A 15,294-nucleotide genomic window follows, 5' to 3' on the forward strand; every position below is an offset into this window, starting at 1 on the left:
GTGGTGAGGCGGTGGAGCGGCGTGCCGAGGCTTAGCCGCAGCGGTGGCGATGCGCCACCGTATGCGGGGTGAAGAAAGGACGTGGGCAGCCGCCCGGCTTTTCGGGCTGAAATAGCTGCCCACAACCAACATTGTAAAAGATACGGACAAGTTCTGCAGGCAGGCGGTCCAAATATGCTGCACTGCACCTAACACCGCTTATTCTTGTTGGTAACGATAACATGAAAGTGCTTCTTGCCTGTTGTTTATTCAGGCTAGGCATCATCTTCGCCGAGTTGCTATTCAAGGGCAGGATGATGAGGAAGGTCGTCAGCATTTGCGCGCTTGGCGGCAGCATGCGTAGTTTGCCGAGCAGGTCGCCCGCTCTGCACATGAGCGGCAGGGCTGACTGCGGGCGGGTGCACCGTCAGAAGTCTTGCATGATGCGTAGGCGCAAGCGCCACAGCGGCGTCGAAACGATGGGCGTGGCGCTGTGCGAGGCATCGTGGCCGCAATGGCCGCAACTGTGGCGGCGGTGCGGCGCCAGCGCGAAGCTGCCCAGGTCCAGGTGTGGATGACCACAGCGGACGCAGTCGCTGCAGTCCAGCGGGGTGCCGGCCTGCAAGGCGGCGGCGTAGGCTTGCGCGGCAGGCGGCGTGATATTGATCTGCACTATGTCGGCAGGAAACAGGCCGGGCAGGGCGCCGCAGTCGATGGCCAGCGCTACCGCGTCGCGTGCCAGCAGGGCGCCGCCGTCATCGGCCCGTGCGCGCAGTTGCAGCAAGCCGTCTGGGCCCAGGCGCAAGGTGGCGGCGTGAAAGCTGCCGGGGTCGAACAGTGCCGGGTACAGCACATAGCCCATGGGGCTGGCGTGCTGGCGGCAACGCATCTGTTGCGTGGCCTGCCTGTCGGCCAGGTCGGCCTGCGTGCCCCAGTAGCATTGATGCGTGCGGCACCAGTGGCGTGCCGCGCCATTGCGAAACTTTCCGGCAGGCAATAGATTGCACAGCACGATGGCGTCTTCGCCCGCGCCGGCGCGAAAGTGGCCCGTGATGTGGGAGGTAGTGACGGCAAGATGACCCGTGCTCGCTTGCAAAGGCCAGCAGATGCCGGGCAGGGTCAGTGGCGTGGTCAATGGCGCCTAGTGGCTAGCGGCTTGCCAGTCGCTAGCCGGCCGGCATGAAAAAGCCCGCCGACTGGGGCGGGCTTTGCTGGTGCGCTTGCCATGGGCATGGCCCGGTCTATTCTTCCGTATCGGCCAGGGTAACGATGGCGCGCGCCCACTTCGCGTATTTCAGGTTCGCCAGATCGCGCACCGTCTTGATATTGAATGCCTGCTTGAGCAGTTCCGCATCCTTCTCGCTGACGCCTTGCAGCGCATCGACTGGGGCATCGGCGATTTCCTTGAACGTCTTTTTTTCGTAGGCTTTGTCTACCGCTTTATTGATGTTCATGTGTTGATGCTCCTCAGTTAGTAGGAAAATTAATTCTACACGTTTTTGCGCACCGTCAATTTACGCTTGCATGTTGTACCGAACTAAATATGATGGAGGTGGGCGCAGCTTCGGCTGAGTCCGTTTTTGAGTTGCTCTAAAAATTGTCAATGTAATACTGAAATTATATATAGTATAATTGTTGTGCATGTCGGCGAATAGGCGCCGACCGCAGCGGACGCCGCTCTACGCGGCACTAATTGACAGCGTTCAGGAGAATACGATGAGTTTGCTAGATCAACTTGCGGGACAGGCGATGAGCGCTTTGGGTAACAAGGGCGCGGAAGGGGAAGCCCCGTCGGGGCTGATGGCCAGCGTGATGGAACTGGTCAACCAGCATGGCGGCTTGCCTGGCCTGCTGCAGAAATTCCAGGAAAGCGGCCTGGGCGACCAGGTGGCCAGCTGGATCGGCACCGGCGCCAACGCGCCCGTCTCCGGCGAACAGATCAAGGATGCGCTGGGCGCCGATACGATCACCCAGATCGCCGAAAAAGCGGGCGTCGCACCGGACGCGGCCTCGGGCGGCCTGGCCGCCTTGCTGCCCCAGCTGATCGACAAGCTGACGCCGAACGGTCAAGTGCCAGAGAACAATGACCTTGTCAGCCAGGGCTTGAATATGCTCAAGGGTAAGATCTTCGGTTGATACAACCGTTGCAACAACAAAAAACCTTGCAGCGATGCGAGGTTTTTTTATGTGCAAGGTTTTGTGTGCGAACGATGAACGTCTGAAAAACGCCTGCGGCGAGGCGCCGCCCCGAAGACAGTACGCGAGTACGGCGAAGGACAAGAGTAAGCCCGGCAACAACGCCATGGGTGGTTATCAGGCGGCGGCCATCATGCCGAAACGCTGAGGTTCGCTGGTCAGCCTTGCCGTACTCCCCTCGACCAGATAAGAGCAATAGCGGCGTCGCTCGGCGATGCCGCCGCGTCGTTCCATCAATTCGCCCAGCATGGCGACGGCATCGGTGGCCATCTTTTGCACGGGCTGGCGCAGGGTGGTGATGTCGTAGCTGAGCCAGCCCGATGCTTCCAGCGCGTCGAAGCCGGCCACCGACATTTGCAGCGGCACCTGGATGCCCATCTGGTGGCGCGCCGTGTCCAGGCAGCCGATGGCCATGATGTCGTTGCCGCAAATAACGGCGTCCGGCACGCGACCCAGGCGGTCGATGACTTTGCGCAAGCCCCGTCCGCCGCTGGCGTAATCGTAGTTGCCGCTGACGACGATGGGCGCGGGCAAGCCCAGGGTCAGCAAGCGGTCCAGCATGCCGGCCTTGCGTTCGTGTGCCACGGCCGAGTCGCCGGGGCCGTCGATGATGGCGAACTGGCGGTGGCCTGCCTCGGCCAGGCGTGACACGAGCAGGCGCGCCGCTTCGCCCTGGTCGCACAGCACGGCGTGTACGGCGTGCTCGCGCGGGCTGCGGTTGAACAGCACCAGCGGCACGTCGCGCCGGCCGAATTCTGCCATCTGTTCGTCCGACAGGCAGGCGGCCACGACGGCGCCATCGACCTGGTATTGCCACACATCGTTCAAGACCTTGCCGATGTCCGCTTCGCGCTCCAGGGTAAACAAGAGCAGACGCTTGCCCTGGCGGGCGATTTGCTGGCTCAGGTCGGACAACACTTGCGGATAGTACAGATTGGCCAGGTTGGAAATGATGACGGCCACCAGGTTCGAGCGCCGCGTGATCAGGCTGCGCGCGGCCGCGTTGGGGATGTAGTCGAGGCTGATGGCCGCCTGCATGACCTTGGCATGGGTGGCAGGCGAGATGCTGGCACCCGGCTTGAAGCAGCGCGATACGGCCGATTGCGACACGCCGGCCAGCAGGGCCACGTCATACGAGGTCACGCGCCGTCCGGCACCGGGTGTCGGGCGGGTGGCGGTGTTGGGTGTCCGGGCTACAGTATTCTTTTTTCGCATATTGGTCTGCCAAGCAAGCTGTCTCAAAGTATTCCTGCAGGCCCGGCCGCTTGTGGCGGCCTGGGCGGGCAGAATGAGCATAGCGCAAAAGATTGCCGCATGGCAATACTGTTTGCTTATTCATGCTTATTGTTCATGTGGCAAAGATATGCCTTCATAACAAGCGCCATGCCTGCTCCTCTAGCGAGCCTGTCCCAGGCGCCGCTGCATAGCTTTTGCGCGGGGCGGGTACTTGATGCGGAGCAAGCTTGCTGCCTTGGCCGCGACGGCAGTATTTTTCTGGTGTAATGGCGCCCGTTCTGATAACATAATGCCCCTTTATTCAGGGAAGGGTCGACATGGCCAATGCTTGCGGCGTCGATTTCGGCACGTCAAATTCCACGGTAGGCTGGGCGCGTCCCGGGCAGAGCACCATGCTCGGCCTGGAAGATGGCAAGACGACCTTACCGTCCGTTGTCTTCTTCAATGCGGAAGATGAGGAAGTCAGTTTTGGCCGCGCGGCGCTGGCCGGCTATCTGGCCGGCTACGAGGGGCGCTTGATGCGCTCGCTGAAAAGCTTGCTGGGCACCAGTCTCATCGACGGCCAGACGGAAGTGGGCGGGCGCGCCTTGCCATTTCGCCTGTTGCTGGCGCAATTCATCGGCGAAGTGAAGCGCCGCGCCGAGCAGTCCGCCGGCCGCGAATTCTCGTCCGCCGTGTTCGGCCGTCCCGTCTTCTTTATCGACGACAATGCGCAAGCCGACCAGCTGGCGCAAGATACGCTGGCCGAAGTGGCGCGCTCCGTCGGCTTCAAGGACGTCGCCTTCCAGTTCGAGCCGATTGCCGCCGCGTTCGACTACGAGTCGCAGATAGCCAAGGAAGAGCTGGTGCTGATTGCCGACATCGGCGGCGGTACTTCCGACTTTTCGCTGGTGCGCCTGTCGCCGGAGCGGGCAAAGAAGGCTGAGCGGCGCGACGATATCCTCGCCACCGGCGGTGTGCACATCGGCGGCACGGACTTCGATAAATACTTGAGCCTGTCTTCCGTCATGCCCCTGCTCGGCTATGGCAGCCGCCTGCATAACAATAGCGAAGTGCCGTCCAGCTATTACTTCAACCTGGCGACCTGGCACACCATCAACCTGGCCTACACCAAGAAGATCTGGGTGCAGCTGGCCGACGTGTGCCGCGATGCGCGTGAGCAAGACAAGATGGGGCGCTTGCAAAAGCTGATCGACGAGCGTGCCGGCCACTGGCTGGCCATGAAAGTGGAAGAGGGCAAGATTGCCCTGTCCGACGCGGCTGAAGTGCAACTGGAGCTCGATCGCCTGTCGCCCGCGCAAAGCCTGTTGCTGAAACGCACGCAGTTCGACGAAGCCATCGGCCATCTGTGTGGTTCCGTGGAGGAAACCGTGCTGCGCCTGCTGCGCGACGCGGGCGTGGCGCCGGAAGCCGTCGATACCGTGTTCTTCACGGGCGGATCGAGCGGCGTGCGCCTGCTGCGTGAAAAAATCGCCGCCCTGGTGCCGGCCGCGCGCAAGGTTGAAGGCGACCTGTTCGGCAGTATCGGTGCCGGACTGGCGCTGGACGCGGTGCGCAAGTTCGGCTAAGCTGGCCCACCGCAGCATTGCAGAAAGAGCCTTACTTCATGAATGTGTTTGACAAACCGATCGTCATGATCGACTTCGAGACGACCGGACTGTCACCCGACATGGGCGACCGCATCACCGAAGTGGCGGCCTTGCGCATCGAGGGCGGGCAAATCACCGACCGCTATGTGACACTGATCAACTGCAATGCGCGCATTCCCGCGTTCATCACGGGCTTGACGGGCATCACGCAGGCCATGGTGGACAAGGCGCCGCCCGTGGCCGAGGTGGTGCCGCAGTTGCTGGACTTCATCGGCAGCGATGCCTTGTCGGCGCACAATGCCAGCTTCGATGAGAAGTTCCTGCGCGCGGAAAGCGCCAGGCTGGACCTGGCGCCCGCGCACCAGTCGCTCGTGTGCTCCTTGAAACTGTCGCGCCGCGTGTTTCCCGGCCTGGCCAGCTACAAGCTGGGCTTGCTGTCCAGCCAACTGGGCATCGCCTTCAAGAGTGCCGCCCACAGGGCCGAGTCCGATGCGGAAGTGGCGGCGCAAGTACTGATCCATATCGGCCGCCATTTGCGCAGCAGCTATGGCATCGCCGATGTCGACGCGGACCTGCTGGTGTCGCTGAACAAGCTGGCTGCCGCCAAGGTGCCGCAATTCCTGCAAAAGCACCCATCGCGCCGCTGAACGCCGTTTCGCATCAAACTGGACGCATCAAAATAATATAATTATGTTATTTTGTTTGAGCCTGATCAATTCCATCCACCACATCGAATTTACAATTTAAGCAACACACGATTTCGCCGCCCTGGGCCGCCGTTTTGCGCGTGCTGCCGGCAAGCGCGATGTGGATGGGGGCGCACATGGACAAGCACCATACTGCCAGAGATAGCCATCAGGCGTATATCTGGTTCCGCACGGCTGCCGAGCAGGGCAATGCCTACGCCCAGTTCAACCTGGGATTGATGTACAAAAAAGGGGAAGGCGTGGCGCAGGACGACGCGCGCGCCTTTGTCTGGCTGCGCCTGGCCGCGCTGCAAGGGCTGGCCTACGCGCAGAATCATCTGGGCGCCCTGTATTACCACGGCCGCGGCGTGGCGCAGAGCGATGCAGACGCCGTGCTGTGGTTTCGCCGCGCGGCCGCCCAGGGCGATGCATCGGCACAGCAAAACCTGGGGCAGATGTACCGCAAGGGACGCGGCGTGCTGCAGAGCGATGAACTGGCCCTGGCCTGGTTTTACCGCGCCTCCGAGCAGGGCGTGGCGAGCGCGCAGTCACTGCTCGGTGTAGCGTATGCGCAGGGGCTGGGCGCGAAAAAGAACGATGCGCTGGCGCTGGCCTGGTTCCGCAAGGCCGCCTTGCAGGGCGATGCGCAGGCGCAGTTGAACCTGGGACTCGTCTACCAACGGGGTCAGGGCGTGGCGCAAAGCGATGCGCAGGCGCTGGCCTGGTTCCGCCAGGCGGCAGCCCAGGGCTTGGCCGTGGCGCAGCGGCAACTCGGCGTGGCGTATGCGGAAGGTCTGGGCGTGGTACCCGACCAGTTGCGTGCCTACGCCTGGCTGCAGCGGGCGGCCGAGCAGGATGATGCCGACGCGCAGTTCAACCTGGGCCTGAGGTTGGCGCGCGGCCAGGGCGTGGACAAGGACGAGACGCGCGCCGTCGCCTGGTACCGGCGAGCCGCGATGCAAGGCCATTGCATGGCGCAATATCATCTGGGTGGCATGTTTGCGGGCGGGCGCGGCGTCGCCCGCGACTGGTGCCAGGCGCTGGACTGGTATGCCAGGGCGGCGGCCCAGGGCGCGTCGAATGCGCAGTTCAATCTGGGCGTGATGTATGCCAATGGACAGGGCGTGGAGCGCGACGAAATCTGCGCCGTGCGCTGGTACCGCATGGCAGCCGAGCAGGGCGATGCCAGCGCGCAGAACAACCTGGGCGTCATGTATGCGAATGGCCATGGCGTGCCGCAAGACGATGGCCTGGCCGTGCAATGGTATGCGTGCGCGGCCGGCCAGGGCCATGCGCTGGCGCAATACAACCTGGGCGGCATGTACAACAGCGGGCGTGGCGTGGAGGAAGATCCCGTTTGCGCCTATATGTGGCTGGCGCTGGCGGCCGAGGGCGGCGATAGCGGAGCGGCCAGGGCTTGTCAAACGGCTGCTGCCAGGCTGGCGCCGGTACAGCTGCAAGAGGCGCGCCAGCGCATGCTGCAATGGCAGCAGGTGCGCTACCGGCCACTGGCGCCGCGCGACTGAGGCGCGGCCACCGTGCGCGCGCGGTCGCGCGCCGCATGCGATAATTGCCGAAGGGCATGTCGCGCAGGCAATAAAGCAATGCGGGCATGTGGCACGGGTGTTTGGCACAGTGAAAGGTGGACCATGGTACGGCAGGCAGGCGAGGATGCATCCGAGCAAAAAGTGATCGACGACATTGCCACGCATGGCTGGCATGGCGTCCATATCAGTGCTGATGAAGAAGGCCCTGGTTATGCCTTCACCATCGGTGCCGGCCACAGCTTCGGCCAGCCTGAATTTCTCATCATGGGCTTACCTCGCGCCATGGCCCATCAGATACTTGATGTGGCGCTCGACGCCGTGCGCAGCGGCGCCATCACGGATTTCACGGCCACCACCAACGTCTTGCTGGAAGGCCATCTTTGCGCCTTCGTGCGTGTACCCGTCGAGCAATACCGCAATTATGTCGGTTATGCGCGCTGGTATTACCAGGGCGATGATTTTACGCTGTACCAGATCGTCTGGCCGTCGCGCGACGGCCACTTCCCGTGGCAGGCGCAAGCCAGCACGCAGTATATGGATAGCCAACCCCTGCTGGGGCCGGCACCGCTGGCGGCATGACGGCAGACACGTCCGTCAGCATTGTCGCCAGTACTGCAGGCCCGTGCGTGTGCGAGCCGCTCCTCTTTGCCCGTCTTGACTAGGCATCCATGCGCGCCGCGCCCGTGCCCTGGCGCCGGTCCAGGAACAGGCTGTTGCCGTGGATTTTCTTCGCCTGCTTTTTCGCTTCGGCCGCCTGCGTGGCAATCTGATGGTGCGTGTAGTACTGGTGCGCCTCGACCTTGATGACGCCCAGCGATAGGCTGATCAGCGAATAAAACACTTTCTTGCCCTGCCGGTCTTCGCTGATGTAGCCGCCCCGTTCGCAGTCGCCCGTGCTGTAATAGGCGAGGATGGCGGCGGCAAAGCGCTCCAGCATGGCCTGGCAGCGCGTTTCCCAGTCTTCGCTCTGGAACAGGATCATGAAATCGTCACCGCCGATGTGGCCGATAAAGTCGCGGTTCGGGTCGCAATGGCCGCTGAGGATTTCCCCCGTCAGCTGGATCACGTCGTCGCCCTTGCGGTAGCCGTACACATCGTTGAAGGGCTTGAAGTGGTCGAGGTCGCAGTAGCAGACCCAGAAGCGGGTGGCGCTGTGCAGCAAGCGGTCGATATGTTCGTTGATGGGCACGTTGCCAGGCAGTTGCGTCAGCGGATTGGCGTAACGGGCCGCATTGATCTGCATCTGCGTGATTTCGCGCATCAGGTCGTGGCCCGTGCCCATGCCCAGATAGCGGCCGTGTTCGGTAATGATGAAGCCGTTGAACAAGTGGTGGGCGTCGGACTGCACCATGGTGTAGCTGAGTTCCTGCAAGCTCGTCTCGTGGTCGGCAATGAGGGGCGTGGCATCCATGAACAAGGTGCACGATTTCTTGCCGTACAGTTCGCGCTGGTAGGGGCGGGCGAAATGGTCGATCATTTCAAAGCGGCTGATCAGGCCCAGCGGTACGCCATCATCGACGACGGGGATGATCATCAGCTTCGGTTCCTTCAGGAAGATGTCGTACACCTCGTTATTGTTTTTTTCGGGCGAAACGGCCGCCACCCGGTGCAGCAGCTTGCGGATGCTGGCGCCATTCTTTTCCAGGCTACTGCGCTGCGGATACACGGCCACGCCATTGCGCCCCAGGGCCTGCACCACTTCGGCCGGCAGGGCCCGCGCCGGCACCGCATTGGGCCGTCCCAGGTGATAGCCCTGGCCGTAGGCCACGCCCAGGTCGCGCAATACCAGCAATTCCGTCTGTGCCTCGATGCCTTCGGCGATCACCAGGGTGCCCGATTTTTCCGCGATTTCCTGGATCGAGCGCACGAACTGCAGTTTCACGGGGTCATGATTGATGCCCTGGATGAAATGCATGTCGATCTTCACGTACTCGGGGCGCAGCTCGGACCACAGGCGCAGGCTGGAAAAACCTTCACCCAGGTCATCGATGGCGATCTGGAAGCCCATGTTGCGGTAGTGCAGCACCGCTTCGCGCATCAGCTCGTAGTCATAGGTGGGCTGGTTTTCCGTCAGCTCGATGATGACACGGTCCGGATTGATGCCGATCTGCTCGATGTATTCCAGCGTTTCGCCATGGCGGGCATTGCGCAGCAGCAGGCATTCCGGGCTGACATTGAGAAACAGCTTGCCCGGCAACTGCAGTTCGGCAAAGCGTTCCAGTACCACTTGCCGGCACAGGTGTTCCACTTCCAGGGTCAGGTCATGCGCGCGCGCCACCTTGAACAGATTCATCGGCGCGTGCAGGGGGCTGTCGGACGGCCCCCGTATCAAGCCTTCGTAGCCGATGATCTCGCCGCTGTGCATGTGGATGATGGGCTGGAACAGGGCGCTCAGTTTGCGGCCCGCCAGGATATCGTGCAAGGCATCCGTCCCTTCCACGCTCATGGGTGCCGAGGGCGGATTCAGATAAGCCACATTCGATGGCATCGCGCCGGGCGGCGCGGCGATGGCGGAAGGGAGGGCGAGAGTGTGCATAGGGGGATCTGGCGGCACGGCCTCTGGACGGGCCATGAACATGTTGCCCATGGTAAAGAAGATTTATGACGGCTTGATGAAACGTATGCGCTTTTGAGCATAGTTCCTGCCTAGCCGTCAGTTTGCCAATTCTTCCCAAAAACGCGATTTACCACGGCGTTTCCTGAGAATTGTCCAAACAAAAGACGGCAAATTCAGCGGATAACTGTGCTTTAAAAGTGGCAATCCGCGCTATGATTTCTCTTGGCGAAAGTCAACTGGGCAGCCGCAGCGCATGTTTGAGCGGCCTGCTTTCCTCGACATCCAACAATGAGACAAACAACCCATGCAATTACGTAGTGCAACCCTCATATTCAGCTTGCTGGCCGCTTTCGGTGGCAATGCCATGGCACAGTCCGCACCAGCATGCCCGGCCGGCGACGGCGCCCCCGTGACGTATCCTGTCAGCAAAAAAGTCGACCAGCAAGACAGCTATTTCGGCACCACCATCTTTGACCCTTATCGCTGGCTGGAAGACGCCAACAGCGCAGAAACGGGCGAGTGGGTCGCGGCGCAAAACAAGCTGACGCAGTCTTATCTGGGCACCATTCCGGAGCGCGCCGCGATCAAGCAGCGCCTGACCAAGCTGTGGAACTATGAGCGTTTCTCTACGCCAACGAAGCAGGGTGGCCGTTATTTCTACAGCCGCAACGATGGCTTGCAAAACCAGGCCGTGCTGTACACGGTGAAAAAACTGACGGACGAGCCCCGTCTGCTGCTGGACCCGAACACCCTGTCGAGCGATGGCACGGTGGCGCTGGCCGGCACCTCGATCAGCCCGAATGGCAAGTACCTGGCGTATGCCACGTCCGCTTCCGGTTCCGACTGGAATGAGTGGAAAGTGCGCGATATCGAATCGGGCAAGGATTTGACGGATCACATCAAGTGGGCCAAGTTCTCGGGCGCCTCGTGGACCAAGGATAACAAGGGTTTCTTCTACAGCCGCTATGACGCGCCGAACGAGGCAACCAAGCTGGCCGATATCAATTACTTCCAGAAATTGTATTTCCATAAGATCGGCACGCCGCAAAGCGACGACGTACTCGTCTTTGACCGTCCCGACCAGAAGGAATGGGCGTTTGGCGGCAGCACCGTCAGTGATGATGGCAATTATCTGATCATCACGGCCACGCAGGGCACGGAGCGCAAGAACCGCGTTTTCTATAAGGACTTGCGCCAGAAGAACGCCAAGGTCGTGGGCTTGCTGGAAGCTTTCGATGCCTCGTACTCGTTCATCGACAATGACGGCCCCGTGTTCTTCTTCAAGACGGATAATAAGGCGCCGAAATCGCGCGTGATCGCCATCGATACGCGTAAACCTGCGCCTGCCGACTGGAAGGAAATCGTGCCGCAAAGCGCGGAAACCCTGGTCGCCGTCAACCTGATCAACAACCAACTGGTGCTCGACTACCTCAAGGATGCGCAAACGCAGATCAAGATCGTCGACCTGAACGGCAAGCTGGTGCGCGAAGTGGCCTTGCCCGGTATCGGTTCGGCCGGCGGCTTTGCCGGCAAGCGTGGCGATACGGAAACGTTCTACTCATTCACCAGTTTCACGACGCCAGCGACCATCTACCGCTACGACATGACATCGGGCAAGAGCACGGTTTACCGCCAGCCGAAGGTCGATTTCGATCCGAACGCCTTTGAAACGCGCCAGCAATTCTTCACCAGCCGCGACGGTACCAGGGTGCCGATGTTCATCGTCTCGAAAAAAGGCATGAAGCTCGATGGCTCCAACCCGACCTATCTGTACGGCTATGGCGGCTTCAATATTTCGCTGACCCCAAGCTTCTCCGTGGCCAATCTTGCCTGGGTGGAAATGGGCGGCGTCTATGTGATGGCCAACCTGCGCGGGGGCGGCGAGTACGGCGAAGCCTGGCACCAGGCTGGTACCAAGCTGAACAAGCAAAACGTGTTCGACGATTTTATTGGTGCGGCGCAGTGGCTGGTGGACAACAAGGTCACCTCGCCATCCAAGCTGGCGATTGGCGGCGGCAGCAATGGCGGCCTGCTGGTCGGTGCGGCCATGACGCAGCGTCCCGACCTGTTTGCTGCAGCCATCCCGCAAGTGGGCGTGCTCGACATGTTGCGTTTCCACAAGTTCACCGTGGGCTGGGGCTGGGTGCCTGACTACGGTTCGTCGGACGACGCCGAGCAGTTCAAGGCATTGGTGAAATACTCGCCCCTGCACAACCTGAAGGCGGGCGGCTGCTATCCGGCCACCATGATCACGACGGCCGACCATGACGACCGCGTCGTGCCTGCGCACAGCTTCAAGTTCGCCGCCGCCGCCCAGGCAGCGCAAGGCGGCGCGGCGCCCGTGCTGATCCGCATCGACAGCAAGGCGGGCCATGGCGCCGGCAAGCCGACGACCAAGCAGATCGAGGAAGTGGCGGACCGCTGGGGCTTCCTCAGCCGCTCGTTGAAGATGGTGCCAGTAACGGCGACTGAGCCGGCAAAAGTGGCGGCGCAGTAACTTGGTCGTTGCTACAAGGTAAAAAGCGCGGGCGCGGTTGGCCCGCGCTTTTTTACGCCCGTTGCAAAGGCGCGATGCGCGCCAGCACGCCGTTTTCAAACGTGGACTGAAACGGCAAATCCTTGCGCTGCGCATAGCCGATATAGCAGTCGCACTTGAAGCGCGGGCAGCGGCGTTCCTGCAGCATGCCCGCTAGCTCATCCACATACAAATTGCCCAGCCGCTCGGGCACGAAGTGGCAGCGCGTCAGTTCGCCGTCGCCATCGACGGACAGCGACGCTTCGCCCGCCAGGCATGGTTTGCCGCGCGAGGGAGACGGACGCCGGTTTTGCGCGAACCACGGGTCGATGGCGTCGAGCCAGGCCAGGTCTTCCACACGGTAGTAGCCGGGGCCACGGCGGTCGTAGGCGTTCAGCCACAGGTAGACGTGGGCCGGCAGGGCCGCGCGCAGGGCGCGGATGGCGTCCAGGTGCTCGGTCATGGCGACGACGCCGACCGAATAGCGCGCGCCCATGGCGTCCAGGCGCGCGCAGCGTTCCAGAAAGCGGGACAAGGTCGTCTGGTCCGGGTGGTAGGTGCACCACAGGCCGACTTTCTCCAGTCCATCCATGTTTTCCAGCCAGCCCAAGGGGCCGGACAGATTCGTTTGCAGCGCGACTTGCCGCACCTGCGGCAGGCTGGCCAGGGTTTGCATCGCCGTGCGGTAGTGGCGCCGCACCAGTGCTTCGCCCCACGGTGTGAACAGGATGGCGATGGGGCGCGTTTGCCGCGCTACCCAGCTTGTAAAGCGCGCCACTTCGCGCGCATCGCGGGCCAGCGTGGCACGGCTGTCGCGCTGCTTGGCAAACGGGCAGTAGCCGCAGGCGTAGTTGCAGCTCGATAGCGTGCCCCGGTACAGCAGGGACAAGGTGTCCGCTTGTGTTGTCAGCACGCCTGGCCGCCTTCGGCCATCAGCGCGCGCACCGTCTCGGACGCCAGCCAGGGGCCGATGGTGTCGGCGTAGGCGTAGCCCAGCGCATTCAGGCGCAGCAGCGGACCATCCTCTTGCACCAGGGCTAAGGCGTGCAACTCGGCCAGTTGCGGCAAGTCTTCTTCGCAGCGGCTGCCGAAGCGCGCCGTGTAGGCGTCGCGGTCCAGGCCCGGTTCCGTCAGCAGCGACTGGATTACGTAGCGCCGGCGCTGTTCCTCCCCGTCCAGTACATGGCCATGTTCGGCCTGCGCGAAACGCGCCTCGTCCAGTGCCAGATACTGCTCGATGATGTTGATGGTATCGACGCGCGCCACCGCATACTCGCTCGAATAATGCAGGCGCGAGGTGTAGGAGCGGGCACCCGCGCCCAGGCCCACCATGCCATCATTCTGGCAGCAGTACGAAGGCCCGTTCTGTTCCGGCGCATGGGGCGCACGGAACATGCGCATGGACACTTGCTCGTAGCCTTGGGCGCGCAAATGGTCGCGCGCGGCCGCGTACAGGGTCAGGCGGCTGTCGCCATCCTGCGCCAGCATGATGGGGTTCAGCGATTGCGCGCCCTGGCGGCGCGCCACTTTGCCGAGTCCCGTCTGCTCGCGCACGTAGAGCGGATACAGATAGATTTCCTCGGGCCGGAAGGCGAGCGCGCTGTCGATGGAGGCCAGCAGGCTGGCGACGGTTTGTCCGGCGATGCCGTAGATCAGGTCCAGGTTCAGCGTCGGGAAACCTGCAGCGCGTATCAGGCCGATAGCGTGCTGGACAGTAGCGTTTTGCTGCGGGCGGGCCAGCGCGCGCATCTCGCCGGCGGCAAAGCTCTGGATGCCCAGGCTGACCCGGTCGATGCCGTGCGCGCGGCACACGGCCAGGCGTTCAGCCGTGATGGTTTCGGGCGACGCCTCGATGCCGGCCGGCGTGTGCTGCAAGTCGATGCCGAGGATGTCGCGCGCACCGCACAGCAGAGTATCGAGCTGCGCCGGCGACAGATAGGTGGGCGTGCCGCCGCCCAGCGCGAAGCGGGCAAAGCGCCGTTCGCCCAGCGCGCCGGCCAGGGCGCGCATCTGCACCAGCACCTGTTGCACATAGCGCTCGACCATGTCGGCGCTGGGCCGGGCCATGGCGAACAGGTTGCAAAAGCCGCAGCGCATCTCGCAAAACGGAATATGGATATACGCGAACAGGGCGGAGCGGTCTTGCTGCGCCCACAGCGGCGCGAGGGGCGCCGCTTGCGGCAAGGCGCGGTAAGCTGCTTTGTGTGGATATGAGTAGGAATACGCCTGGTAGGGCGTGTGGCGCATGCGCTGCGCCAGGGTGGCCGCTGGATCGGCTGGGTTCATGGTGGGGACTCCTTGGGAGGTGTATCGGGGGCGATGAAGAAGTGCGCATACGGCACGTTCCACACGCTGTCATGGGCCACTCTGTGGCCGCGGTAGCCATCTTCGCCATATGCGCTGCCGTGATCCGAGCAGACGATGGCAAACGTGGGTGCGCGCGCGGCGCAGGCGGCAAACAATGGCGCCAGCGCGCCATCCACATAGCGCAGGGCCGCCGCATGGCTGTCCAGGCAGTCGGCGCGGCAGCCTGGCAGGTAGGCGCGGTTCGGCGTGTGCAGGGCGGCCACGTTGATGAATAAAAAGGTGCGCTGCCTGCCGTCTGCCAGACGGGCTATGGCCAGCGCCACCTGTTTTTCGGTTGAATGGCGGCTGGCCACGCCCATGCCGGCGCTCCAGTGACTTTCCTGGAACCGCGACGGCAGCACGGAACCCAGTGCCGTTTGCTTATTAAAGAAGCCCACGCCGCCGATGCAGATGGTGCGGTAGCCGCGCGCGGCCAGCGCGGCGGGGATGTCGGCCTCTTCGAACGCAAACGTGTGCCTGGAGGTCGTTTCGCTGCCCGCGAAGGCGGAAGCGAACAGGCGCGCATGGCGGCCCGGCGCTGCCGGCGTGGGCAAAAAGCCCGCGAAGAAGGCTTGGTGCGCCGCATAGGTGAACGTGGCGGGCGAGTGGCGCCGTTCCCAGCCGCCCGGTGGCAGCAAGCGCC

Annotated in this window: 14 protein-coding genes; 6 read left to right on the top strand and 8 right to left on the bottom strand. The window is 62.6% G+C overall.

What is annotated here, in order from left to right:
* Positions 1-31: 31 nt before the first annotated feature.
* From K0F85_RS20160 to K0F85_RS20170, 3 genes are all read right to left on the bottom strand, one after another.
* Positions 32-316, bottom strand: coding sequence for a hypothetical protein (locus K0F85_RS20160; protein ID WP_219117718.1), 285 nt, complete (start codon positions 314-316; stop codon positions 32-34).
* Between the two features lie 90 nt (positions 317-406).
* Positions 407-1,114, bottom strand: coding sequence for a hypothetical protein (locus tag K0F85_RS20165; protein WP_219117719.1), 708 nt, complete (start codon positions 1,112-1,114; stop codon positions 407-409).
* A gap of 106 nt (positions 1,115-1,220) precedes the next feature.
* The gene (locus K0F85_RS20170; protein ID WP_076568831.1) at positions 1,221-1,433 is read right to left on the bottom strand and encodes a hypothetical protein; all 213 of its coding nucleotides are present in this window, start codon (positions 1,431-1,433) and stop codon (positions 1,221-1,223) included.
* Between the two features lie 262 nt (positions 1,434-1,695).
* Here K0F85_RS20170 and K0F85_RS20175 point away from each other — a divergent pair, with 262 nt between their 5' ends.
* The gene (locus tag K0F85_RS20175) at positions 1,696-2,115 is read left to right on the top strand and encodes a YidB family protein (RefSeq protein ID WP_219117720.1); all 420 of its coding nucleotides are present in this window, start codon (positions 1,696-1,698) and stop codon (positions 2,113-2,115) included.
* Between the two features lie 177 nt (positions 2,116-2,292).
* Here K0F85_RS20175 and K0F85_RS20180 read toward each other — a convergent pair whose 3' ends face one another.
* Entirely contained in the window at positions 2,293-3,318 is a 1,026-nt protein-coding gene (locus tag K0F85_RS20180; RefSeq protein WP_257572919.1) for a LacI family DNA-binding transcriptional regulator, read from the bottom strand.
* A 410-nt stretch (positions 3,319-3,728) separates the two neighbouring features.
* Here K0F85_RS20180 and K0F85_RS20185 point away from each other — a divergent pair, with 410 nt between their 5' ends.
* The 4 genes from K0F85_RS20185 (at position 3,729) to K0F85_RS20200 (ending at position 7,812) form a co-directional block, all read left to right on the top strand.
* Entirely contained in the window at positions 3,729-4,979 is a 1,251-nt protein-coding gene (locus tag K0F85_RS20185; RefSeq protein WP_219117722.1) for an Hsp70 family protein, read from the top strand.
* A gap of 38 nt (positions 4,980-5,017) precedes the next feature.
* Positions 5,018-5,647 (top strand): PolC-type DNA polymerase III, encoded by a 630-nt coding sequence (locus K0F85_RS20190; RefSeq protein ID WP_219117723.1) that lies wholly within the window; start codon positions 5,018-5,020, stop codon positions 5,645-5,647.
* A 176-nt stretch (positions 5,648-5,823) separates the two neighbouring features.
* Positions 5,824-7,212, top strand: coding sequence for a tetratricopeptide repeat protein (locus tag K0F85_RS29140; RefSeq protein ID WP_219117724.1), 1,389 nt, complete (start codon positions 5,824-5,826; stop codon positions 7,210-7,212).
* A 123-nt stretch (positions 7,213-7,335) separates the two neighbouring features.
* On the top strand, positions 7,336-7,812 hold the full coding sequence (locus tag K0F85_RS20200) for a DUF4262 domain-containing protein (protein WP_219117725.1): 477 nt from the start codon (positions 7,336-7,338) through the stop codon (positions 7,810-7,812).
* 79 nt (positions 7,813-7,891) lie between these two features.
* On the opposite strand, the gene K0F85_RS20205 is transcribed toward K0F85_RS20200, so the two are convergent.
* Positions 7,892-9,679, bottom strand: a complete 1,788-nt coding sequence (locus K0F85_RS20205) for a GGDEF domain-containing protein (RefSeq protein ID WP_219117747.1) — start codon at positions 9,677-9,679, stop codon at positions 7,892-7,894.
* Positions 9,680-10,094: 415 nt separating this feature from the next.
* Here K0F85_RS20205 and K0F85_RS20210 point away from each other — a divergent pair, with 415 nt between their 5' ends.
* Entirely contained in the window at positions 10,095-12,287 is a 2,193-nt protein-coding gene (locus K0F85_RS20210) for a prolyl oligopeptidase family protein (RefSeq protein WP_219117726.1), read from the top strand.
* A gap of 52 nt (positions 12,288-12,339) precedes the next feature.
* Here K0F85_RS20210 and K0F85_RS20215 read toward each other — a convergent pair whose 3' ends face one another.
* From K0F85_RS20215 to K0F85_RS20225, 3 genes are all read right to left on the bottom strand, one after another.
* The gene (locus tag K0F85_RS20215) at positions 12,340-13,218 is read right to left on the bottom strand and encodes an STM4011 family radical SAM protein (RefSeq protein WP_219117727.1); all 879 of its coding nucleotides are present in this window, start codon (positions 13,216-13,218) and stop codon (positions 12,340-12,342) included.
* The gene (locus tag K0F85_RS20220) at positions 13,212-14,591 is read right to left on the bottom strand and encodes an STM4012 family radical SAM protein (protein ID WP_219117728.1); all 1,380 of its coding nucleotides are present in this window, start codon (positions 14,589-14,591) and stop codon (positions 13,212-13,214) included. Before K0F85_RS20220 ends, K0F85_RS20215 begins: the two co-directional genes overlap by 7 nt.
* Positions 14,588-15,294: STM4013/SEN3800 family hydrolase (locus K0F85_RS20225; RefSeq protein ID WP_219117729.1), on the bottom strand; the 707-nt coding region annotated here is incomplete at its 5' end. The genes K0F85_RS20225 and K0F85_RS20220, both read right to left, overlap by 4 nt.

This window comes from Janthinobacterium sp. UMAB-56, from assembly GCF_900095265.1.
Lineage (GTDB): Bacteria > Pseudomonadota > Gammaproteobacteria > Burkholderiales > Burkholderiaceae_D > Janthinobacterium.